Consider the following 21,777-nt stretch of genomic DNA (forward strand, 5'->3'; position numbering starts at 1 on the left):
GGCCGCTCAGCCCTCCCGTACGGCCAGCGCCAGGTAGCGGGCGTCGTCGTCCACGTAGCTCTCAGAAAAGGCCGCTGGACCTGTAGGTGTGATCACGCGAGTCGGCGGCGGGCAGGGTTGGCCGGTTGCCGCCGAGGCAGAGCATGACGAGGGCGATGACGGCGTCGGCGTCGGCGTCGGCGGAGCGGAAGCCGAAGCCGAAGCCGAAGCCGAAGCCTCGGCGGATGGTCAAGCCCCTCCAGACTTGCCCGGCGCAAGAACTCACCAGGTCCGGCAGGCCGTACGCCATGCCGAGAATCTCACCGTCCGGAGAACCCGAACAGGCTTGACCCGCGTACGCCCTACTCCACGAACAGGCCGCCCGCCGCCGCCTTCGCGTCGAACTCCTCAAGGCGCGCCTGCGCGTCCGGCAGGTCGTCGCACATCGCCTCCAGCAGGACGCGCCCCAGCAGCATCGGCGCGCACGCGGTGTCGAAGGCGAGGCCGGTGCCGACCGCCGCCGGGATCAGCAGGTCGCTGTACCCGGCGACCGGGGCGAACGCGGAGTCGGCGACGGTGACCACGGCGAGGCCCTGATCCCTGGCGTACGCCAGCGCGTCGAGCACTTCCTTCGGGTGGCGGGGCAGCGCGAAGCACAGCAGGGCGCTGGCGCCCGCGCGGCGGGCCGCGTCGATGCGGTCGGCGAGCATCGTGCCGCCCTCGTCGAGCAGGCGCACGTCCGGGTGGACCTTGGCCGCGAAGTAGGCGAAGCCGCGGGCCTGCGAGGAGGCGGCGCGCAGGCCGAGCACGGGCAGCGGGCGGGACGCGGCGAGCAGCCGGCCCGCCTGCTCGACGGGGCGCGGGTCGGCGAGCAGTTCGGCGAGGTGGCGAAGGTTCTCGATCTCGGCCTGGACCGCCTGCTGGTACTCGTTGTACGTGACCTCGCCGCCGGAGGGTCCGGTCGGCGCGACCTCCCGCAGGTGCTTGCGCAGCGCCGGATAGCCGTCGAAGCCGAGCGCGACGGCGAACCGGGTGACGGACGGCTGGCTGACGCCGGCCAGCTCGGCGAGCTCGACACTCGACAGGAACGGCACATCGGCGGCCTTGCGCACCATGCAGTGCGCGATGCGCCGCTGGGTCGGGGTGAGCCGGTGCTCCTCGAAGAGCTGCTGCAGTCGTGCGGCAGGGCTGTCGCTCATGCCATCCCCCTCGAAGGTCCATTCATCCGTTGCATCCGTCAAAGGTCCGCTCATCCGCTAAAGGTCGACGAACTGGTCGAGCAGCGCGGTCGCCACCCTCACATCATCGGTGAGCGGGCGGTCCACGACGTCCGCCTCCAGCGCCGCGTCCGCCAGGTCGAAGGCCAGGCCGACCGGCGGACCGGGGTCGATCCGCAGGTCGCGCCGGTGCAACGCCCGTACGGAGGCGACGAGTTCGCAGCCGACGACGTGACGGTACGCGTCGCAGGCCCGCAGTGTCTGACGGGCCCCGCGGGAGGCGAAACTGGCCTGTTCCTCGACGCCCCCGGAGAGCACCGCGTGGCCGAGCGACGCGGGGGCGGAGAAGTCCCGCGGGTCGCCGAGGGCGGCCCCGGCGGCGTACTCCCAGGGGTGTTCGCCGATGAGGGCGAGGGCGAGGCCGAGCTGGGAGAGGGCGGCGATGTCGCCGGTACCGACCGAGCCGTATTCGTTGACGACGGGGTACGCGCCGGATTCCAGGGCCTCGCACAGGGCGGTGACGACGGTGGGGCGCAGGCCCGCGCCGCCGGCGAGCGGCTGGTCGGCGCGGACGGCGAGTCCGCGCTCATCGAGTCATTTCTGGAGAAGGTCGACCAGCGCCTCGACGGCGTGGTGGACCGCCGCGTCCGGCGTCAGATGGCCGAGCAGCAGATGCTGGTCGCCCGGAGCGGCACCGAGTCGTCCCACGAGGGGCCCGGCTTCGGCGAGCGGTTCGGCTTCGGAGCGATCTCGCTGGTCCTCGCCATCCGCTGTCGGCGATCGGCGCGGTGAACGCGAACACCGAGGGCCTGGTGATCAGCTGGATAGGGATCATCGGGGTCAACGCGGTGCACGCGGCACGGGGATGGCCGTGGATGTGGCGAAGGTCCCGGGAGAAGTCCGACCGGGAGGCCTGACGGGCCTGTGCGGGACCCGGGCCGAACAGGCCCGGCCCCCGCACACGCGCCGGAAGCTGCCGTGGGGACCGCCGCACCCCCGGTTGCCCGGGAGTCGGGACGACGGCGGTCCCCACGAGGAACACGGTCCGGGTCAGGGCCGGGATGCGTGTCCATGGCGTCCAAGGGGTCCGGGAGCCGCTCCGTAGTCCTTGACGCCGACAACAACCAATGTGCCGGACGCGTGTTAAGCCGGTGCGGCACGGACGTGTCGTGCTCGTACCACTTTCGCGAAGCGGGGACGCGGCCCGCCCAATGTCTGCCGTCCCGCGCCCCACTTTCGCGCCGCACACCGTCCCGCGCCGCTTTCGCGCTCCCCGGCTTTCCCGCTACTGACTTTCGCGCGCGAGGAAGGCCAGCAGGTCCTGCCTGCTCACCACGCCCGTGGGCTTCCCCTCGACCAGCACGATCGCCGCGTCGTGACCGCCCTTGGAGCCCAGCACCGCCATCAGGTCCTCCACGGGCTCGCCCGAGCCGACCTGTGCCAGCGGCGCGCTCATGTGCTTCTCCAACGGGTCGCCCAGCGACGCGCGCTGCGCGAACAGGGCGTCGAGCAGCTCGCGTTCGACGACCGAGCCGATGACCTCGGCGGCCATCACGTCGGGGTGCCCGGCGCCCGGCTTCACGATCGGCATCTGCGAGACGCCGTACTCGCGCAGCACCTCGATCGCCTCGCCGACGGTCTCCTCCGGGTGCATGTGCACCAGCTTGGGGATGGCGCCCTCCTTGTACTTGAGGACGTCGCCCACGCTCGCCGACGGACCGGACTCCTCCAGGAAGCCGTAGTCCGCCATCCACTCGTCGTTGAAGATCTTGCTGAGGTAACCGCGGCCACTGTCCGGCAGCAGTACGACGACCACGTCGTCGGGGCCGAGCCGCTCGGCGACGCGCAGTGCGCCCACGACGGCCATCCCGCAGGAGCCACCGACCAGCAGGCCCTCCTCCTTGGCGAGGCGCCGCGTCATCTGGAACGAGTCCTTGTCCGACACGGCGACGATCTCGTCCGTGACGGTCGCGTCGTACGCCGTCGGCCAGAAGTCCTCACCGACGCCCTCGACGAGGTACGGCCGGCCGGAGCCGCCGGAGTACACGGAGCCCTCGGGGTCAGCGCCGATGACCTGGACCCGGCCCTCGCTGACCTCCTTGAGGTAGCGCCCGGTCCCGGAGATCGTGCCGCCGGTGCCGACGCCCGTGACGAAGTGGGTGATCTTCCCCTCCGTCTGCGTCCACAGCTCGGGGCCCGTGGTCTCGTAGTGCGACCGCGGGTTGTTGGGGTTGCTGTACTGGTCGGGCTTCCAGGCCCCCGGGGTCTCCCGCACCAGGCGGTCGGAGACGTTGTAGTACGAGTCCGGGTGGTCGGGGTCGACCGCGGTCGGGCAGACCACGACCTCTGCGCCGTACGCGCGCAGCACATTGATCTTGTCTGTCGAAACTTTGTCCGGGCAGACGAAAATGCATTTGTAGCCCTTTTGCTGCGCCACGATGGCGAGTCCGACACCGGTGTTTCCACTGGTCGGCTCCACGATCGTGCCGCCGGGCTGGAGCGCGCCGCTCTCCTCAGCCGCCTCGATCATGCGCAGGGCGATCCGGTCCTTCACGGACCCGCCCGGGTTGAAGTATTCGACCTTGGCCAGGACTGTTGCCTGGATTCCGGCCGTCACAGTGTTGAGCCGCACAAGCGGGGTGTTGCCGACGAGGGTGATCATCGAGTCGTGAAATTGCACGGTCTTCTCCGGGGTCTCCGTGATGGTGCGGCCCAGCGTAAGTGTCGCGGGGACCGCGCGTTCACCTTCAGGCGCGATTGAACAGCACCCGCTACCGGGCAGTAAGCATGTGAGCGAGAGGTATCGAGGAGGTGGCTGCGACTGTGTCGAGGGCGAGGGTGGCACGACGGATCGCTGCGGGCGCCGCGTACGGAGGCGGCGGCATCGGTCTGGTGGGTGCGGCGGGGGTGGGGCTCTTCCTCGCCGAGGTCCAGCTGGCGAAGCGGTCCGTGGGCAGTGGTTCGGCCCCGGTTCCGCCGCCGGGGGACGGCCTGTACGGGATGCCCCTGAGCGGGCACACCGGGCTGCCGCCGCTGCGTCTGGGCATGCTGGGCGACTCCACGGCGGCCGGCCAGGGCGTCCGCCGGGCGGGCCAGACGCCGGGGGCGCTGCTGGCATCGGGGCTCGCGGCGGTGGCGGAGCGGCCGGTGGAGCTGCGCAATGTGGCGCAGCCGGGGGCCATGTCGGACGACCTGGAGCGCCAGGTCACGGCGCTGCTGCGGGATCCCGCGCGGCGGCCCGACGTCTGCGTCGTCATGATCGGCGCGAATGACGTCACGCACCGGATGCCGGCCACCCAGTCGGTACGCCATCTTGCGTCAGCGGTACGACGACTACGGACCGTGGGGGCGGAAGTCGTGGTCGGCACTTGCCCCGACCTGGGCACGATCGAGCCGGTCTACCAGCCGCTGCGGTGGCTGGCCCGCCGGGTCTCGCGGCAGCTCGCGGCGGCGCAGACGATCGGCACGGTGGAGCAGGGCGGGCGCACGGTGTCGCTGGGCGATCTGCTCGGCCCGGAGTTCCTGGCGAACCCCCGGGAGCTGTTCGGCCCGGACAACTACCATCCGTCGGCCGAGGGGTACGCGACGGCGGCGATGGCGATGCTCCCGACCCTCTGCGCGGCGCTGGGCCTTTGGCCGGAATCGGACCGGCTGGACGCCTCGCGCGACGAGGACATGCTCCCGGTGGCGAAGGCGGCGGCGGAAGCGGCGGCGGAAGCGGGCACGGAGGTCACCGGTGCCCGAGGCCCCTGGGCCCTGCTCAAGCACCGCCGCCGCAGGCGTCTCCCCACCCACCCGAACACGGAACCGGCCCCGTCGGAGGCGCACCGGGCGTAGGGGCCCCCGGTACGGGCCCCGTTGCCCCCGCCCTGAGGGCGCGGGCGGTACAGGCCGTGCCCCTCCTCCGTGCGCGGAGGGGGGGTGGGGTGGGCCCGGCGGGTGCCTGGCCCACCCGGCGCGAGCCGGGGGCCGTACGCCCCACCCGGGCGCCCTCAGTAGCGTTTCCGCGCCCCAGGCGGAGGAGCCCGGGGCCCCTCCGCGCCTGGACCGGGCGCAGCGCGCCCGGCGGATGCTGTGCGCCGCCGGGCGCGAGCCCGGGGCCACACGCCCCCACCGGGCGCCCCGAGCAGCCTGTCCGCGCCGCAGGGGGAGGGGCCCGCAGCGACAGCACCCGGTTCGGGAAGGAACGGGGCGGGGGAGAAGGAGCCCCTCGCGCGCAGCCCCGCCGCGCCCGACCGCCCCACCCGCGCCCACCCGCCCTGCGGCTGCGGGCGAGGTACGCGCCGCGCGGTGCACCTCCGGCGCGTCGGAGGCGGCCACCCCACCCAAACCCACCCCACCCCGGTGGACGGAATCCGCCGCAGCGATCCGAAGCCGGTGAGGCCCCCCAGGGGCCGATCCGTGCGAGGGTGGCACGAAAGAACTGAGCGGGCGCTTAGAAAAGAGGCCCGCATCACATGACCTGACACGTGCCCCGAGCCATACGTGCGGGTAACTTCCCACACAGCCCTGCCTTCTCGCCCTCATGGAGCCGTGATGCCCGAAGCCGTGATCGTTTCTGCCACCCGCTCGCCCATCGGCCGCGCCTTCAAGGGCTCGCTGAAGGATCTGCGGCCCGACGACCTGACCGCGACCATCATCGAGGCCGCCCTCGCCAAGGTGCCCGAGCTCGACCCGCGCGACATCGACGACCTGATGCTCGGCTGCGGTCTGCCCGGCGGCGAGCAGGGGCACAACCTGGGCCGCATCGTCGCCGTACAGATGGGGATGGACCACCTCCCCGGCTGCACCGTCACCCGGTACTGCTCCTCCTCCCTCCAGACCTCCCGCATGGCACTGCACGCCATCAAGGCCGGCGAGGGCGACGTCTTCATCTCCGCCGGTGTCGAGATGGTGTCGCGCAGCGTCAAGGGCTCGTCGGACGGCCTGCCCGACACCCACAACCCCCTCTTCGCCGACGCGGAGGCCCGCACCGCCGAGCGCGCCCAGCAGGAAGGCGGCGTCTGGCGGGACCCGCGCGAGGACGGGCTGATCCCCGACGCGTACATCTCGATGGGGCAGACCGCCGAGAACCTGGCCCGCACCAAGGGGGTGACCCGCCAGGACATGGACGAGTTCGGCGTGCGGTCGCAGAACCTCGCCGAGGAAGCCGTCAAGAACGGCTTCTGGGAGCGGGAGATCACCCCGGTCACCACCCCCGACGGCACGATCGTCAGCAAGGACGACGGCCCCCGCGCCGGCGTCACCCTCGAAGGCGTCCAGGGCCTCAAGCCGGTCTTCCGCCCCGACGGCCTGGTCACCGCCGGCAACTGCTGTCCGCTCAACGACGGCGCCGCCGCCCTGGTGATCATGTCCGACACCAAGGCACGCGAGCTGGGTCTGACCCCGCTGGCCCGGATCGTCTCCACCGGCGTCTCCGGCCTCTCCCCCGAGATCATGGGGTACGGACCGGTGGAGGCCAGCAAGCAGGCGCTGCGCCGCGCGGGCCTGGCCATCGGCGACATCGACCTCGTCGAGATCAACGAGGCCTTCGCCGCCCAGGTCATCCCGTCCTACCGGGACCTCGGCATCGACCTGGACAAGCTGAACATCAACGGTGGCGCCATCGCCGTCGGCCACCCCTTCGGCATGACCGGCGCCCGCATCACCGGCACGCTCATCAACAGCCTCCAGTTCCACGACAAGCAGTTCGGCCTGGAGACGATGTGCGTGGGCGGCGGCCAGGGCATGGCCATGGTCATCGAGCGCCTGAGCTGACCCACGCAGGGGCCGGAAAGAGGCGGGCGGAGGGGGCGGGAAGCGGCTTTTGCGGCGCTTTCCGACCCCTTCACCGTCACCGTCGCGCCCTGTCCGTGACCTAATCTCCCCCAGGATGTGACCTACCTCCCCCAGGAGGGACATCCTTGCAGGTCAGAGCCACTTCTGGACTAAACGCAGGGCCCAAAGACCTGTCCAATTCGTGACGTAATGCACTGACACCGGGTACGGCCGCACGGCAAGCTGCTGTAGGAAGTCGGGGGATCGATTGAAACCGGGAGTAAGTCAGTGAGCGCTATGCCTCTTGCCCTGCTGCTTACCGCGGCCGCCGCCACGGCTGTGGGAGCCGCTGCGCTGCACGCCGTCCACGGACTGCGCGAGCAGGTCAGCTCCCTGCGCACCGAGCTTGCGGCCTCCGCACGGCACGGCGACGCAGGGACCACCGTCCCGCGGCAGACCCGTGCTGCGGACACCGACGGGATACGGGTCGCCGTGGCCGAGGCACTCGCCGAGGAACGCGAGCGCGAGCTGGCCGAGGCGCGCGCCTTCTGGGCCGCGCAGGAGTCCCGCGACGCGGCCGACGCACCGTCGCTGCTCGGCGGCCTGTCCGGGCTCGGCGACGACGCCCCGTTCTTCGTGCCGCGCCAGGCCGACTTCGCGGGCCTCGAACCGTTCGACGTCTACGAGGCGCTCGAAGCCCTCGACAGCACGGACGTCGCGGACGGCCTCGACGGCGCCGACGTGGAGGCCGACCCGTACCCCGAGGACTCCCCGGAGCTGGCCGCAGCCCGCCGCCGCCACCCCTCGCACCCGTCCCACCGGGCCGAGCAGAGCATCCCGGTCCAGCCGACGGCCGCCACCGGCGACCACGACCGCACCGTGTCGCGGCTGGAGGAGCTCGCCCTGTCCCGCACGGCCCTCACCGACGTGCGTCCGGGACCGCTCGGCACGCTCGATGTGTACGTCTTCACGGACGGCACGACGCTGTGCATGACCCCGGGCCACCGCGAGACCGCCGAGCGCCTCGCCGAGTCGCTGCGCGGCGGCAACGCCCCGGTCCTGCTGGGCGGCTCCGGCATCTCCGGCGCGTACGCGCTGACCTTCTCCTGCGGCGAGGAGAACGTCTACATCCTCGCCGACCGGGTCATAGCGTCGATGTAACCGGCAGCCCCCGGTGCCTCGCGCTACCCCAGGACTTTCGCCGTCACGGCTTCCACCAGACCCACAGCATCGTCCAGTTCCACGGACGAGGCTGTTTGCAGCGCTGCCGCCAGATCATGTCCGGCGACGGCGAGTTGGTCCGCCACCGCGAAGACCCCCGCGTCCGGCATGATCAGCGGCTCGCGTCCGGGCGACTCCAGCAGCTGGGCGCGTACGGACAATTCCCTGGCCAGCGCCAGTCCTTCGGCTGCGGAACCGCGCTGCAGGCGGCTCTGCGAGGCGGCGCGCAGCCGGTCGGCCAGTCGGTCCACGGTGGCCACCAAGGGCGTTGTATCGAGCACGCCGCGACCCTACGCGCCTCCCCTGGACTGTTGCCAACAGGCGAACGCTCAGGCACGGTGGCGTGAAGGAGCACTCGTGCGAAGCGTCCGGAGGCGCCGAATGTCCCAAGTTTTCTCCGAAGAGACCCACCGAAACCTGCTCTCCCGAATCCCCCACTGCACCGGTCGTGAGATCTCCGACTGGCTCCGTGCCGTAGACGACGGCCCCTCCCTCTTCCGCTTCGAGGAGAAGGTCAGCTGGCTCCGGAGCGAACACCATCTCGCCTACGGTCACGCGAAAGCGATCATCCACGAGTACGACCTGAGGCGGGCCGCCCGCAAACTCCTCTGACCCACGGCATGCAGAAGGGCCCGCAGGCAGTGCCTGCGGGCCCTTCTGCATGGCTGGATCAGCGCTCGATCAGCCGGGCTGGATCAGCCGGGGAGCGACCGCTAGTCGTTCCCGCTGAAGATCATGATCAGTCGCAGCATCTCCAGGTAGATCCACGCCAGGGTCATGGTGAGGCCGAAGGCCGCCAGCCAGGACTCCTCGCGCGGTGCGCCGTAGGCGATGCCGTCCTCGACCTGCTTGAAGTCCAGGGCGAGGAAGAACGCGCCGAGCAGCACACCGACGACACCGAAGATGATGCCCATGGTGCCACTGCGGAAGCCGAGGCCGTCTCCGCCGCCGAAGACCATGAAGAGCAGGTTCACGGCGGTGAGGACCAGGAAGCTGATCGCGGCGATCATCAGGTAGCGCGTGAAGCGCTGGGTGACGCGGATGACGCGGGTCTTGTACAGCACGAGCATGGTGACGAAGACCGCCATCGTGCCCAGAACTGCCTGCATCGCCGCGCCGGGGAACCACTGGTTCACGAAGTTGCTGATGGCACCCAGGAAGATGCCCTCGAAGCCCGCGTACGCGAGGATCAGCGCCGGGACGGGCTTGCGCTTGAAGGCCTGGACGAGGCCGAGCACCATTGCCACGAGGGCGGCGCCGATGGCCAGACCGAGGCCGAGGTCCATGACCCAGGCGACGGTCGCGCCGGCGACCAGGACGCCGAGCGTGATGCCCGTCCGCGCGACGACATCGTCCATCGTCATCACGGAGCCGCGCGGCGGTGCCTGCGGAGCGCCGTACTGGGTGTCCTGCTGGGCGTAGGGGTTCGTCGCGTACGGGTTCGAGGCGCCCTGGGCGTACGGGTTGCCCTGCGCCGTACCTACGGCGGGGCCCCCGGCCTGCGGCGTCGCGTTGAAGCCCGCGGTGCCGTTGTCGCGGCTGAAGCCCCGTCGCGAGAAGACCGGGTTGCTGCTCCTCATCTCACTCCTCCATAGCCACCGTGCGCGGCCTTGGGGTCAAGCGTAATGGGAAAGCAAAGCGAACACCCTAGTGCCAGGGGAGGATCTTTCCGCGACCGTGCCGCGGGGCCCGGGCCACAGGTGGCCTGGGGACGCCCCCGGACCGCGGACACGGAGGTGTGCGCCCGCACCCGAACGAGGTGAAGGTGCCCGGGGCCGGACTCGAACCGCATTCGAACCCTCCTCTGCCTGCGACGTTTCTCTCACCTGGGGGAACCGTCCCGCATGATCCCGTCCGGGGCCGGATCATCCCGCACCACCACCTGCCCGTGCTCCCGTGGGAGCACACGCTGGGAACGCCCCACATGACGGAAGGCCCGGCAGGCGGCTGCCGGGCCCTCCTGCGGTCCGCCTGAGCTTTGCGGAGCATGGAGCGAAACCGCCTCACTACCTGTCCGTAGCGAGCCCGCGCCCCCGGCCATTGCCTGGCTCGCGGACAGACGCTAAAACCCGGATCGCCCGCTGTGCCTAGATCTCGCCGTGTTCCGTCAAAACTTGCTGGATCACGTGCACTCCAGTCCTGCATCGTCAACTACCGGTAGGGATAGATCGTTTCGGATTCGATTCTTCGTGTCGGGCCGCACGGAAGATTTCAGTAGCGCACGATTCACTTCAGTACGCCTTTCAGTGCCGCAGCGAGGATTTCAGTGCGGCAGTCCGGGGGCGAGGGCGGCAACCATCCAGGCGGGCTCGATCATCCTTCGGGGCATTGTCAAGTGGGTTGAGGTCGGTCCGGATGACATGATCATCGGATAGGTCTTCACCGCCGGAAGGACCGCTCGTGGACACCCCTCGCACAAGGGCCACCGGTATCCGCCAGAGATCATCGCGCACGCGGACCGGATCACATCGCCGGGGGCCCCAACATGTTGACAACGCCCAGCCATGGCCCAGATCGCCGCCACTGCTGCGGGGAGTGTGGCCGCCGCCTGCCGCCGCCGACGTCGGCCCTACTGACATACAGCCCCTCGGCCCCACCCCATCAGCTTTCGCGCCCAAGGGCCTCAGCCTTGCGCAGCCCCTCCGAGCGCGCAGCGGGCACCACTTCCTGGTGCACCAGTCGAGAAATCGCCACATTTCGGCAGGGGAACGCAGGGCGCATTATTTTCGTTCGATTCCCGATAGCAGAGCACGAATTAGCGAAGGAGCGTTTCTGCTGCGTGAAGAAACGTTTCCCACCGTCTACGATAGGCGCAAGGGGCAAGGATCTGGTGGGAATAATTTCCTATATTCCTGAATTAATACTCGAAAAGAGACCTCAACACGCCTTGTTTATCCGGGTTTGAAACCGCTTTTTGTGCATAACGTGCTGGCGACAACATGAGGGCTTCCGGTAAACCGTGAACGGCTCGGAAGCCGCCGCCTCGCACAGAAAATCGGTTGCTGATGAAGCTCAGATCTCCTGGTCTTGCAGTACGGCGCACTGCTTCCTCCTGGCTCACGGCCGCTCTCACCACGACGGTCGCCGCCGCGATGGTGGCCGTGGCCCCGTCCCCGGCATTCGCCATCGCCACGCCCGTGCCGCTCGGGACGGCGGACAGTTTCGCGGTGCTGGCAGGTGAGTCGGTCACCAACACCGGCCCTTCCGTGATCACTGGGGACGTCGGGGTCAGCCCCGGAACAGCCATCAGCGGATTCCCTCCGGGGCTCATCAACGGGGTCCAGCACTCGGCGGACGCCGTCGCGCTCCAGGCCAAGTCCGACCTGGTGGCGGCGTTCAACAACGCCGCGGGCCAGGCCACGGACGCCGCGCTTCCGCCGGACGCCGGGGGCCTGACGCTGGTACCCGGCGTCTACACAGCCTCCTCGACGCTGGGTCTCACCGGCACGCTCACCCTCGACGCGCAGGGCGACCCCAATGCCGTGTGGGTCTTCCAGGTCGGCTCGGGTCTGACGACGGCGTCCGCCAGCCGGGTCGCCCTCATCAACGGTGCGCAGGCGTGCAACGTGTTCTGGGGGATCGGCAGTTCGGCGACGCTCGGTACGGATTCGACCTTCATCGGCAACATCCTGGCCCTGACCTCGATCAGCGCGACCACCGGCGCGACCATCGACGGCCGGGCGCTGGCCCGTAACGGCTCGGTCACCCTGGACAACAACCGCATCACCCGGGCCACTTGCTCCGGCGGCACCACGTCCGGCACGACCACGGGGACGACCACCGGAACCACCACGGGTACGACGACCGGGACCACGACGGGCACCACAACCGGCACCACGGGCGGTGTGCTGGGCGGTGTGCTCGGCGGCGTCCTGACCGGCGGTACGACGGGCGGCACCGGCGGTGTGCTGGGCGGTGTGCTCGGCGGCATCCTGACCGGCGGCACCACCGGCGGCACTCCGGGCGGCGCGACCACCACCGGAAACACCTCGGGGACCACCACCGGAAACACCTCGGGGAACATCGCCGGCAACACCACGGGCGGCGGCACCGGCGGTCACACGGGCGGCGGCAAGGGCGGCGGTACCGGCGGAGGCCACACGGGCGGCGGCCACGACGGGGGCCACGGTGACGGCCGGCCGGGCGGCTACGGCGACAAGGCCGAGGAGCACGGCGGCTACGGCGACAAGCCGCAGGGACCGGGCCACCACGAAGGCTAGTGCCGCGCCGGGCAACATTTGCCCCGTCGCGGTGTCCGGCACGCGCCCCCGAGTTCTCGGCTTCGCTCGAACAGGGGGGACCCCCTTGGCCGCACCGGCCGAAAGCCCAAGTACGTCCAGTACGAGGACTTCCGGCCGACACGCCGAGAGCACGCACCGGACGCCGCTCCTTGACGGGCAAACGTCACCTGCCGCGGTACCAGTCGGCGGCGCGGCACGCGCGCTGCCGGATGAACAGCGTGCGGCGGGGCATGTCCTCCTGCCCCGCCGCACGCTTCCACGAGACGGACGACGAGAAGAACAGGGCGGGGCACGTGCTGGGCGGAGTCGCATCGGAACACGAACAGAACAGCGGTCGGGCCACGGGCCCCGGACCGGCCACGGACAACCCGGACGACCCGGACGACACGACGGACGGGGACGACCCCGAGCGCAGCGGAACACGCGGAAAGAACCGCGCGGGGAGAAGGGTCCTCAACACCGCCGTGGCGCTCTGCCTGACCGCGGCCCTGACGCACGTCGGCCTGGTGTTCCTGCACGTGGCACCGCCGAACGTCGCCTCTCAGCGCCTCAACTCCCAGGTGGACGCCTGGATCTACCCCCTCTTCGAACAGAACTGGCGACTGTTCGCCCCGGACCCGGACTCCGTCAACCGGCAGATCTCCGCGCGGACGGCGCACACGGCCCCGGACGGTTCCCTCCAGGTCGGTGACTGGGTCGATCTGACGGCCGTGGACACCTCCGCCATCGAGCACAGCGCCTTTCCGAGCCACACCTCGCAGAATCTGCTGCGCCGCTCCTGGACCTCCTATGTCGAACTGCACGGCGGCGGCGACCTCTCGCGCTCGGCCCGGGCCGTGATGATGCAGCAGTACCTGCGCAACATCGCCGCCGACCGGATGACCGAACGGGACGGCAAGCCGTTCGAGAACATCCAGCTCCGGGTGGTCACCCTGCCCGTAGCCGCTCCGGGCACCGCGGACCGTGACCGCCGTGCCGCCCCCGCGAACCCCGAAACTCGGCTTCTGCCCTGGTGGAAGGTGGCCTCCGATGCCCGACACGGCACATGACCCGATGCGGCCCCCGACAGCAGCTCCGGGTGCCGAAGCGACCGGGGGGCGGCTGCCGGCCCACCTGCTCGTCCGCCTGCTCGGACGGCTGACCGGCCCGGCCCGCCGCGCGTGGGCGCTGCTGACCGAACGTCCCCTCTCCCTCTACGCGGTGTCGGTCCTGCGTATCGGATACGGCCTGCTCTACCTCGTCTTCCTGCTCCGTGAGTTCCCGCACCGCGATGAGATCTGGGGCCCCGGCTCACCGTGGACACCCGACCTGGCACGGCAGCTCTTCGACCAGACCGGCTGGGCCAGCGTGCTCACCCTGTCGGACAGCCGCGTCCACTTCGAACTCTGCTACGCGGCGGCGCTCGTCGTCAGCGCCCTGTTCCTGCTGGGCTGGCGGACCCGCGCCGTGTCCGTGCTCTTCGCCGTCGTGGTCACCTCGTTCCACGCTCGATCGATCTTCATGACGGACGGAGGCGACAACCTCGTCCTCCTGATGGCGCTCTACCTCGTCCTCACCGCGTCCGGACGCCGCTGGTCCCTGGACGCCAGAAGGTCCCGCCGAAGCTCCGGCCCGCGCACCCCCGACCGATGGCGGCTGCCTGCGCTCCCCCCGCAACTCCGCGACGCGCGGGGCACCCTGGTCACGGCCGTGCACAACTGCGGGCTCCTCGTGATCGCCCTCCAGGTCTGCTTCCTCTACGGCGCGGCCGGCCTGTACAAGGTGCAGGGCGCAACCTGGGGCGCCGGGACCGCGCTGCACTACGTCCTGAACCTTGAGCTCTTCCAGCCGTGGCCCGCCCTCTCCCACTGGGCGGACGAACAGGCGGTCGCCATCGCGGTTGTCGGCTACCTGGCCGTGCTCCTCCAGGTCGCCTTCCCGTTCGTACTGTTCGGCAGGCTCAAGTACCCGGTCCTGACCATGCTGCTCGGCATGCACATCGGTATCGCGGTACTCATGGGGCTCCCGCTGTTCTCCGGCGCGATGATCATCGCCGACGCCGTGTTCCTGCCCGACCGCTTCTACGTGGCGGTGGGAAAGCTGGTCCGGCGAGTGCGCCGGCGGCCGGGAGAGCCGCAGACAGGGGCAGGGGCACCCGGGGCATCAGGGGCGCGGCGAGGCGAGGTGCCGAAGCAGGGAGGCCACCCTGCGTCGCTCGTACGCGGTCGTCCCTCGAAGGACTCCGTCAGGTCGCTGCGAGCTGCGACAACGCTGATCGTGCGGCACGCGCCCCGGCGATCCGCCAGGTGAAGGTGCCCGGGGCCGGACTCGAACCGCATCCGGACCCGCCCCTCTGACCTGCGACGTTTCTCTCACCTGGGAGAACCGTCCCGCATGATCCCGTCCGGGGCCGGATCATCCCGCACCACCACCTGCCCGTGCTCCCGGGGGAGCACACGCTGGGAACGCCCCACATGACGGAAGGCCCGGCAGTCGCCTGCCGGGCCCTCCTGCGGTCCGCCTGAGCTTTGCGGAGCATGGAGCGAAACCGCCTCACTACCTGTCCGTAGCGAGCCCGCGCCCCCGGCCATTGCCTGGCTCGCGGACAGACGCTAAAGCCCGGATCGCCCGCTGTGCCTAGATCTCGCCGTGTTCCGTCAAAACTTGCTGGATCACGTGCACTCCAGTCCTGCATCGTCAACTACCGGTAGGGATAGATCGTTTGGATTCGATTCTTTGCCGTCACGCGGACCGGGCGCAGACAAAAGCGAGGGGCACCAGCAGCCCCTCGCCCCTGACAGAGCCGGTCGGCCGCTCCCCCGGCCTCGGTTGCCGGGCCGTGATGACGGCCGGGTCAGCGGTGAGGATGACGGACAGGTCGGGCAGCCGTACGCCGGCGTTGAGCGCCAGCAGGAAGTCCTCGTCGACGCCGTCGAGCTTGGACGCCAGGTAGCGGTCACACACCACGGTGACGCCCCGGTCGAGCTGCGGTTCGATCTCCCGGGCGAGGTGGTCGTAGCGGTCGGCCGCGACGAGGCAGGCCAGCGACCGGCCGGTGATCTGATCAGCGTGGGAGCGGGTGAACGCCCCCAGATCGCTGCGGGACGGCCGACCCGCGAGACGGTGGCGGCGGCGCCGAGGTCGACCTGGAGCCACTGCGGGTCCTTGCCCTCGACGCTGGCCCAGCGGGTAGCCGGGTCGCCGTCGAAGGCCTGGGCGGGGCCGAGTGCGGCTTCCTCCGTGGAGGACGCGGTGGCGGGTTCGCCGCCGGAGATCAGGGGATCGGCCGCGGCGTCGGCCCGGTCCGGATTCATCAGCAACAGACCGCCGATGAGGAGCAGAACGGCGGCGAACGCGGTCGCCAGGACGGTGGTCCTGGTGCGGAGTGGGGGTGGGGCGGTGGTCAGGCGCATGCCTGGACTCCCTGGCTGAGACAGCGAGAGCTGGACAGCTTGCTTGCAGCCACGCCCCTGCTCAGGGTGGGCGCGGCGTGCGGCGGCCGGGTCAGAGCTCTCGCTGAGCGCGTCACGCCCACGAAGAGTCGGGCGCCGCGCCGCGCCGAGCCGCTGCGGCGCACGGTTGCGGGAACTGCACCGGTCCGTGCTCGCGTGCGATCCGGCGCTGGACTCGCCGGTGCCCAGCTTGACCGCCTTTTAGTGGCCCGAGCCTTCGGGGCGTCGTGTCACTTTGTCAGCAGCCACCAGATCCGGTCGTACGAGAGGATGTGGAAGACCACGAGCACGATCAGCGCCCACTTCGCCGTCTTGCGGATCCCGAGGGCAGGGGCACGACCTGTTGCCAGGCGCGAGGGCTCGATGCCCAATTCCTGGACGCAGGACTCGCGCAGCCGACGAGACTTCGAGCGCGTGCGGGGACCGTCCACAACGGTGGAGGGCCAGCATCAGTTGCGCGTGCAGGTTCTCCTGTAGCGGCAAGAGACCTGCCAGCGCGGCGAGTTCACTGACCAGCGCCGCGTGCCGACCCAGATTGAGGTCAGCCGTGATCCGGGCCTCGAGGGCCGCGAGCCGTACTTCTTCCAGCCGCAACGCCTCGGCCCGCAACGCGGGTCCCACGTGCACATCACCGAACGCGGGTCCGCGCCAACCCGACAGCGCCGCCGACAGCAGCCGGGACGCCTCGACGGAGTCACCCGCAGCGAGCGCCTTCCTGCCCCGCCGGGAAAGCGCCTCGAATTCATCGGCGTCCACAACGGGACCGGGCATGTTCAGCCGATACCCGGTGTAACCGCGGCTCAGGATCTCCTTCGCGGCGCTTCCCTCGGCGGGGTCCAGAGCGGCGGCGCTATTGCGGCGCAGCTGTTTGACGTACGTCTGGACGACCGCGGCGGGACCACCGGGCGGGCCGTCCTCCCACAGCTCGTCCGCGATCGCCGCCATCCCCCGCTCCCGCCCCGAGTTGGCCGCCAACAGAGCGAGCAACTGCCGCGGCTTGGCGGCACTGGGCACCACGGACATGCCCCGGACCATGACCACGAGTGGCCCCAGCAAGCCGATCTCCATCAAACCCATTTCGGCCCCTCCCATCGTTTCCGCGACAGTGCCACGGAGGAGAGACACGCCAGCAGGGATCGGGGCACGACCCGGGCATGAACAACAGAGCCTCACGCATGAGATTTTCATGCCGGAGGTCAGTCCTGGCCACGCGTCCTGAGCCGCGAGATCGGACACCCCCTCAGTGGTTGCGGGCCATGCAGACAGCTGAAGCCGTACTGAACCGGCTCCGCCCCAAGCTCCGCGGCATGACGACAACGACCGACGAACTCGCCGTCTCAGCGACCGGGTTGCGCAAGTCCTACGGCGAGAAGACCGTCCTCGACGGCACCGACCTCCACGTTCCCGTAGGCACGGTCTTCTCTCTCCTCGGGCCGAACGGCGCAGGCAGGACAACCGCGGTTCAGATCCTCTCCACCCTGGTCACCGCCGACGCCGGCGAGCTACGGGTGGGCGGGCACGACCTTGCCGCCGAACCCCATGCGGTGCCCGCCGCGATCGGCGTCACCGGACAGTTCTCCGCGGTGGACAACATGATCACCGGCGAGGAGAACATGCTCCTCATGGCGGACCTGCACCATCTCTCCCGCAGTGAAGGCCGCCGGTTCGCAGCCGAGTTGTTGGAGCGCTTCGATCTAACCGAGGCCGCGAAGAAGCCCGCCGTCACCTACTCCGGCGGTATGCGCCGGCGTCTCGACCTCGCCATGACGCTGGTCGGCAGCCCGCAGATCATCTTCCTCGACGAGCCGACCACCGGGCTCGACCCGCGCAGCCGGCACAGCATGTGGAACATCATCCGGGAACTTGTCGCCGGGGGTGTCACCGCTGGCGATCCGCCGAGCCGCAGGCCGGCACACCGTCGCTGCCCCCAGCAAGGTGGGCATCACAAGCACAGAAAGTGGCGGGCGGGTGACCGGAACTCATCCATATCCCCCTGCGGTGCTCGGCTGGGACCGGCGGGTGGTACTGGGAAAGGTGTCGTTCGTGACCCACAGCGTGGGCAGCGGAAGCCACTGGGCAAGGGTCTGGGAGGCTCCGGTGCCGGAGTCCAGGGAGATCCGGTACCGGGCGTAGCGGTCCTCGGAAGCCGATGCGGATGCCGCGGCTGCGGCCGGTGTCCGAGGGGGCGGAGTCGTCACTGCCGTGCGGCCTTTCGTCGGGGTGCCCTGCACCCCTGCCGGACTGGGCAGAGGTGCGGGGCGCGGGAGGGTCAGCGGTGGACCGGGCGTAGGTCCGGCCACAGCAGGGCCGCCGAACCCCAGGTCAGGCCGCCGCCGAAGGCGGTGAGGACCACCCGGTCACCGGGCGTGAGTAGGCCCCGGTCCGCGGCCGAGGCGAGGGCCAGCGGGATGGACGCGGCAGCCGTGTTGCCGACTTCCTCGATGTTGGTGATCATGCGCTCGGGCGGCAGACCGAGTCGTTTGGCCACCGACTCCAGGATCCGGAGGTTGGCCTGGTGGCCGACGAACGCGTCGATGTCCTCGGGCTGCCAGCCGACCGCTGCCGCGACCCGGCGGGCCGACTCGACCATCGTCGGAACGGCCCGGGTGTAGACCTCGCGGCCTTTCATCCGCAAATACCGCTCGCCGGGCGGCACGGTGATCAGTTCGTTGCCGGTGCCGTCGCTGCCCAGCTCGGTGTGCAGGACGGCGCCCTGGCCGACCGACTCCTGGCCGCGTTCGAGCAGCACCGCGCCGGCGCCGTCCCCGAAGATGACGGCGGTGCCGCGGTCCTGCGGGTCGACGATCGCCGAGTAGCGTTCCGCACCGATGACCAGGACGCTGCCGAAGGTACCGGCCCCAATCATGGCTGCGGCGACGGACAGCCCGTACACGAAGCCGGAGCAGACGGCCGACAGGTCGAAGGCGGCGGCGCCGGGCAGGCCCATGGCCGAGGCCACTTGCGGGGCGGTCGCGGGGCAGGCCCGGTCCGGGGTGGTCGTCGCCACGATGACCAGGTCGCAGGAGGACCGGCCAGCCGATTCCAGGGCCGCCGACCCGGCAGCCGCCGCCAGTTCGGCGGTGCCCGTGCCGGCGTCCACGACGCGGCGGCCGGCGATTCCGGTACGGCTGTGGATCCACTCGTGCGAGGTCTCCAGCCGCTGGGCCAGGTCGTCATTGGTGACCGTCCGCGGAGGTAGGCAGGTGCCCAGGCCGGTCAGTACGGCGGGAATCCGGCTGTTGCTCATGTGCCCATCACCAGTACGCAGTTGGAACCGCCGAAACCGAAGGAGTGGCTGACCGCAACCGCCGGGTTCTGGTGCCGTTCCTTGTCCATTACCAGGTCCAGGTCCGCGAGCTCCGGGTCCACGGCCTGCGTGTGCGCGGTCGGCGGCACGATGCCGGTGGCCAAGGTCCGCAGGGTCAGCACGGCCTCGATGGCACCCGCCGCGCCCAGGCTGTGCCCGAGCAGGCCCTTGTTGGCCGTGACGCTGGGCCGGTGCGCGAAGAGCCGGTTGATCAGCTTCCCCTCGCTACGGTCGTTGTACGGGGTCGAGGTGCCGTGGGCGTTGACGTGGTCCACGTCCGACGGGGTGAGCCCGGCGTCCGCCAGCGCGGCCCGCACCGCCGCCTCGGCGCCGATGGCGCCGGGGTGCGGGGCGACCGGGTGGTGCGCGTCGGTGGTGAAGGCGTACCCGAGGATGCGGCCCTGCGAGGTCGCGCCGCGCTCTCGTGCGACGTTCTCACGCTCCAGTACGAGGGCGGCCGCGCCCTCGGAGAGCACGAAGCCGGAGCGGTCCGCGGCGAACGGCCGCGAGGCGTCGTCCGCCGCGCTGTCGGTGAGTGCGCCCATCGCGGCGAAGCCCGCCGCGATCACGGGCACCACCCCGGCGTCCGTACCGACGGCGATCACGATGTCGCAGGCACCGCTGCGGATCAGGTCGCGGCCCACGCCGACAGCCACCGCGCCGGAGGCGCAGGCCGCGACGACGGTGTGGCCGGGTCCGGTGACGTGGTGGCGGATGGCGAGCATCCCGGCGGCCATGTTGATGAGCGAACGAGGATGTACGTACGGCGAGACAGCGTCGGGTCCACGTTCGGCCAGCCGGCTGTGTGCCGTGCTCAGGGTGGCCGCGCCGCCGAGGCCACAGCCGACGACGATGCCGACCCGGCTGCCGTCCCAGGTGGCGGGGTCAAGACCGGCCTCGATGATGGCCTGGTCGGCCGCGACGAGCGCGAACCGGATGAAGGGGTCCAGGTTCGCGGTGCCGCGGCCGGGCAGCAGTTCGACGCCGAACGGTGGCACGGTGCGGCACTGGAGGTCCCGTGAGATCCCCGGAGTGGGGGCGAGCCCGGCGCGGGACTCGCCGCGCCGGATCGCGTCCCAGGTCGAGTCCGTGCCAGTACCGACCGGCGTGATCATTCCGGTACCGGTCACGGCAATGGCCGGTCCGCTCATGCGGACTTCTCGCCGTCCAGCGCTGTGGTCACCAGCTGTGCGAGAGCGGGGATGGTGAGCTCACCGAGGCTGGTCTCCTCACTGCTGAGGTCGGCGCCGGTCTCATCCTTGATAAGGATGACCAGCTCCGCGATGGCGAGGGAGTCCAGGTCGAGGGTGGCGAGGGTGGACTCGTCGGTCAGGCCCTTGGGGTCGGCCTCCAGGTCCTCGACGACGATCCGGGTCAGGGTGGCGTGCAGGGCTGCGGTCATGGTGTTCCTCCGTAAGGTGGAGCGGTGGGCCGAAGGGGGGTGGTGCGGGTCGGGGTCCCGTCCGAGCCGGACCTCTGGGCGTCCGTCAGGCCGCCGTCGTGAGTTTGGGAGCGTGCTGCCGCGTGATGATCGCGTTATGGATGCGGCCCTCGCCGAGGTCGTTGAGGACCGGCCGCAGGTCGGCCAACGCGAAGGAGCGGCGAAGCCAGCGGTCTGCGCCGTCGTAGCGCGGATCGAAGCCCGTCCGCCCGTGCACCGTGCGACGGTTGTCGAGGATGATCAGTTCGCCGGGTTCCAGCACGAGGCCGCGCAGGGAGCCGAGTACGGCGTCCTCCAGCGCGGCGAGCGCCGCCCGCGCCGCGGGAGTGGTGCCGACCGTGCCGTGGAAGTCCACCCGCAGGTCCGGGTTGGCCTCCGCACCTGACAGCACCGGTACCGAGGGGGTCAGCACCTCCTCGTCGGTGTCGTGCACGAAGGACGTGCTGAACTTGGTCCTGAACTCCGGCCGACGCAGCGCGGTGACGGTCTCCTCGTCGAGTTCCGGCAGCACGTCGCCGATCCCTCCGGTTACGGTGGCGGCGAGTCCGTCGCGGTCGCCGCGCAGGCAGATAAGGCTCAAGAAGTGCGGGGCGGCGGGGTGGAAGCCGTCTTCCGTGTGGAGTTCCAGCAGGATGGAGCCGCCGTTCTCCTGGCGGGTCTCGGCGCCGCGCTTGGGGCTGACGTCCTGGACCAAGTTGCCGTTCTTCTCGTCGCTGTACGAGATCGAGCGGCCCAGGACCGACATCACCATCAGCTGGCTGAGCGTCGCCACGGAGACCTTGGTCCAGTCCGGCTCGTCCTCCGCACGGTCGGGGGTGGCCGGCAGGGTGCCCAGCGGAAGTCCGCGCAGCAGGAGGGTGCCGCTCGGGTTGCCTTCGTCGCGGAAGGAGATGAGCGCGCGCCGGACCTCGCTCGGCAACGCGGCCGCCGCGAGTTCCACGGTATGGAGGAGGTCGGTGCTGTGCAGTGAGTATTCCGCGTATTGCGCGGCAATCTTCAGTGCGGCGGCTTCGATGATTTCGGACTCGGTCTCACTCAGCAGGATTCCGGTCGTGCGCGCGTCGGCGTACGCGAATTCTTTTCTCATGCGGGGCTTTCCTTTCTGCGGGTCGTGCCGCGCGCTCTGAAGCTGCCGTCGACCGGCGGTGGGCGGGTAGGGCGATCGAGCGGCGTCGGACGGAGC

General features: G+C 70.5%; 18 protein-coding genes and 4 pseudogenes. 9 read left to right on the forward strand and 13 right to left on the reverse strand.

Annotated elements, in window-relative coordinates:
- Positions 1-61: 61 nt before the first annotated feature.
- From QMK30_RS01690 to QMK30_RS01700, 3 genes and pseudogenes are all read right to left on the reverse strand, one after another.
- The gene (locus QMK30_RS01690) at positions 62-232 is read right to left on the reverse strand and encodes a hypothetical protein (protein ID WP_283515293.1); all 171 of its coding nucleotides are present in this window, start codon (positions 230-232) and stop codon (positions 62-64) included.
- A 109-nt stretch (positions 233-341) separates the two neighbouring features.
- Positions 342-1,178, reverse strand: coding sequence for a MurR/RpiR family transcriptional regulator (locus QMK30_RS01695; protein ID WP_283515294.1), 837 nt, complete (start codon positions 1,176-1,178; stop codon positions 342-344).
- A 57-nt stretch (positions 1,179-1,235) separates the two neighbouring features.
- Positions 1,236-1,775 (reverse strand): annotated as a pseudogene (locus QMK30_RS01700) (aromatic amino acid lyase); the annotation flags it as partial.
- Here QMK30_RS01700 and QMK30_RS01705 point away from each other — a divergent pair.
- Positions 1,755-2,113 (forward strand): annotated as a pseudogene (locus QMK30_RS01705) (hypothetical protein). The pseudogenes QMK30_RS01700 and QMK30_RS01705 sit on opposite strands and share 21 nt — an antisense overlap.
- A 368-nt stretch (positions 2,114-2,481) precedes the next feature.
- On the opposite strand, the gene QMK30_RS01710 reads toward QMK30_RS01705, so the two are convergent.
- Positions 2,482-3,876 (reverse strand): cystathionine beta-synthase, encoded by a 1,395-nt coding sequence (locus QMK30_RS01710; protein WP_283515295.1) that lies wholly within the window; start codon positions 3,874-3,876, stop codon positions 2,482-2,484.
- 158 nt (positions 3,877-4,034) lie between these two features.
- On the opposite strand from QMK30_RS01710, the gene QMK30_RS01715 reads away from it, so the two are divergent.
- From QMK30_RS01715 to QMK30_RS01725, 3 genes are all read left to right on the forward strand, one after another.
- Positions 4,035-5,033, forward strand: a complete 999-nt coding sequence (locus QMK30_RS01715) for an SGNH/GDSL hydrolase family protein (protein ID WP_283515296.1) — start codon at positions 4,035-4,037, stop codon at positions 5,031-5,033.
- Positions 5,034-5,732: 699 nt separating this feature from the next.
- Positions 5,733-6,953 (forward strand): acetyl-CoA C-acetyltransferase, encoded by a 1,221-nt coding sequence (locus QMK30_RS01720; protein WP_283515297.1) that lies wholly within the window; start codon positions 5,733-5,735, stop codon positions 6,951-6,953.
- Positions 6,954-7,265: 312 nt separating this feature from the next.
- Entirely contained in the window at positions 7,266-8,114 is an 849-nt protein-coding gene (locus tag QMK30_RS01725) for a hypothetical protein (protein WP_283515593.1), read from the forward strand.
- A gap of 23 nt (positions 8,115-8,137) precedes the next feature.
- On the opposite strand, the gene QMK30_RS01730 is transcribed toward QMK30_RS01725, so the two are convergent.
- Positions 8,138-8,455, reverse strand: coding sequence for a hypothetical protein (locus QMK30_RS01730; protein ID WP_283515298.1), 318 nt, complete (start codon positions 8,453-8,455; stop codon positions 8,138-8,140).
- A gap of 100 nt (positions 8,456-8,555) precedes the next feature.
- Between QMK30_RS01730 and QMK30_RS01735 the strand changes: the two genes are divergently transcribed.
- Positions 8,556-8,786, forward strand: coding sequence for a DUF4287 domain-containing protein (locus QMK30_RS01735; protein ID WP_283515299.1), 231 nt, complete (start codon positions 8,556-8,558; stop codon positions 8,784-8,786).
- Positions 8,787-8,887: 101 nt separating this feature from the next.
- Here the strand turns inward: QMK30_RS01735 and QMK30_RS01740 are convergent, their stop codons facing one another.
- Positions 8,888-9,754, reverse strand: a complete 867-nt coding sequence (locus QMK30_RS01740) for a Bax inhibitor-1/YccA family protein (protein ID WP_283515300.1) — start codon at positions 9,752-9,754, stop codon at positions 8,888-8,890.
- Between the two features lie 1,425 nt (positions 9,755-11,179).
- On the opposite strand from QMK30_RS01740, the gene QMK30_RS01745 reads away from it, so the two are divergent.
- The 3 genes from QMK30_RS01745 to QMK30_RS01755 all read left to right on the forward strand — a co-directional run bounded on the left by QMK30_RS01745 (position 11,180) and on the right by QMK30_RS01755 (position 14,704).
- Positions 11,180-12,394, forward strand: coding sequence for an ice-binding family protein (locus tag QMK30_RS01745; protein WP_283515301.1), 1,215 nt, complete (start codon positions 11,180-11,182; stop codon positions 12,392-12,394).
- Between the two features lie 251 nt (positions 12,395-12,645).
- Positions 12,646-13,464: a DUF5819 family protein gene (locus QMK30_RS01750; RefSeq protein ID WP_349362031.1), complete on the forward strand. Its 819-nt coding sequence runs from the start codon at positions 12,646-12,648 to the stop codon at positions 13,462-13,464.
- On the forward strand, positions 13,445-14,704 hold the full coding sequence (locus tag QMK30_RS01755) for an HTTM domain-containing protein (RefSeq protein ID WP_283515302.1): 1,260 nt from the start codon (positions 13,445-13,447) through the stop codon (positions 14,702-14,704). Before QMK30_RS01750 ends, QMK30_RS01755 begins: the two co-directional genes overlap by 20 nt.
- A 432-nt stretch (positions 14,705-15,136) precedes the next feature.
- Here QMK30_RS01755 and QMK30_RS01760 read toward each other — a convergent pair whose 3' ends face one another.
- The 3 genes and pseudogenes from QMK30_RS01760 to QMK30_RS01770 all read right to left on the reverse strand — a co-directional run bounded on the left by QMK30_RS01760 (position 15,137) and on the right by QMK30_RS01770 (position 16,902).
- The gene (locus QMK30_RS01760) at positions 15,137-15,550 is read right to left on the reverse strand and encodes a dTMP kinase (RefSeq protein ID WP_283515303.1); all 414 of its coding nucleotides are present in this window, start codon (positions 15,548-15,550) and stop codon (positions 15,137-15,139) included.
- A pseudogene (locus tag QMK30_RS01765) lies at positions 15,550-15,807 on the reverse strand (discoidin domain-containing protein); the annotation flags it as partial. The gene QMK30_RS01760 and the pseudogene QMK30_RS01765, both read right to left, overlap by 1 nt.
- 240 nt (positions 15,808-16,047) lie before the next feature.
- A complete protein-coding gene (locus QMK30_RS01770) occupies positions 16,048-16,902 on the reverse strand; it encodes an AfsR/SARP family transcriptional regulator (RefSeq protein ID WP_283515304.1) in 855 nt (284 codons plus the stop codon).
- Between the two features lie 251 nt (positions 16,903-17,153).
- Between QMK30_RS01770 and QMK30_RS01775 the strand changes: the two are divergent.
- A pseudogene (locus QMK30_RS01775) lies at positions 17,154-17,729 on the forward strand (ABC transporter ATP-binding protein); the annotation flags it as partial.
- Between the two features lie 386 nt (positions 17,730-18,115).
- Here QMK30_RS01775 and QMK30_RS01780 read toward each other — a convergent pair.
- The 4 genes from QMK30_RS01780 to QMK30_RS01795 form a co-directional block, all read right to left on the reverse strand.
- Positions 18,116-19,093 (reverse strand): beta-ketoacyl-ACP synthase III, encoded by a 978-nt coding sequence (locus QMK30_RS01780; protein ID WP_283515305.1) that lies wholly within the window; start codon positions 19,091-19,093, stop codon positions 18,116-18,118.
- Positions 19,090-20,304, reverse strand: coding sequence for a beta-ketoacyl-[acyl-carrier-protein] synthase family protein (locus QMK30_RS01785; RefSeq protein WP_283515306.1), 1,215 nt, complete (start codon positions 20,302-20,304; stop codon positions 19,090-19,092). Before QMK30_RS01785 ends, QMK30_RS01780 begins: the two co-directional genes overlap by 4 nt.
- The gene (locus QMK30_RS01790) at positions 20,301-20,555 is read right to left on the reverse strand and encodes a phosphopantetheine-binding protein (RefSeq protein ID WP_283515307.1); all 255 of its coding nucleotides are present in this window, start codon (positions 20,553-20,555) and stop codon (positions 20,301-20,303) included. Before QMK30_RS01790 ends, QMK30_RS01785 begins: the two co-directional genes overlap by 4 nt.
- Before the next feature lie 85 nt (positions 20,556-20,640).
- On the reverse strand, positions 20,641-21,681 hold the full coding sequence (locus QMK30_RS01795; protein WP_283515308.1) for a TauD/TfdA family dioxygenase: 1,041 nt from the start codon (positions 21,679-21,681) through the stop codon (positions 20,641-20,643).
- Between the last annotated feature and the right edge of the window lie 96 nt (positions 21,682-21,777).

It is taken from the genome of Streptomyces sp. H27-C3, assembly GCF_030063415.1.
Lineage (GTDB): Bacteria > Actinomycetota > Actinomycetes > Streptomycetales > Streptomycetaceae > Streptomyces.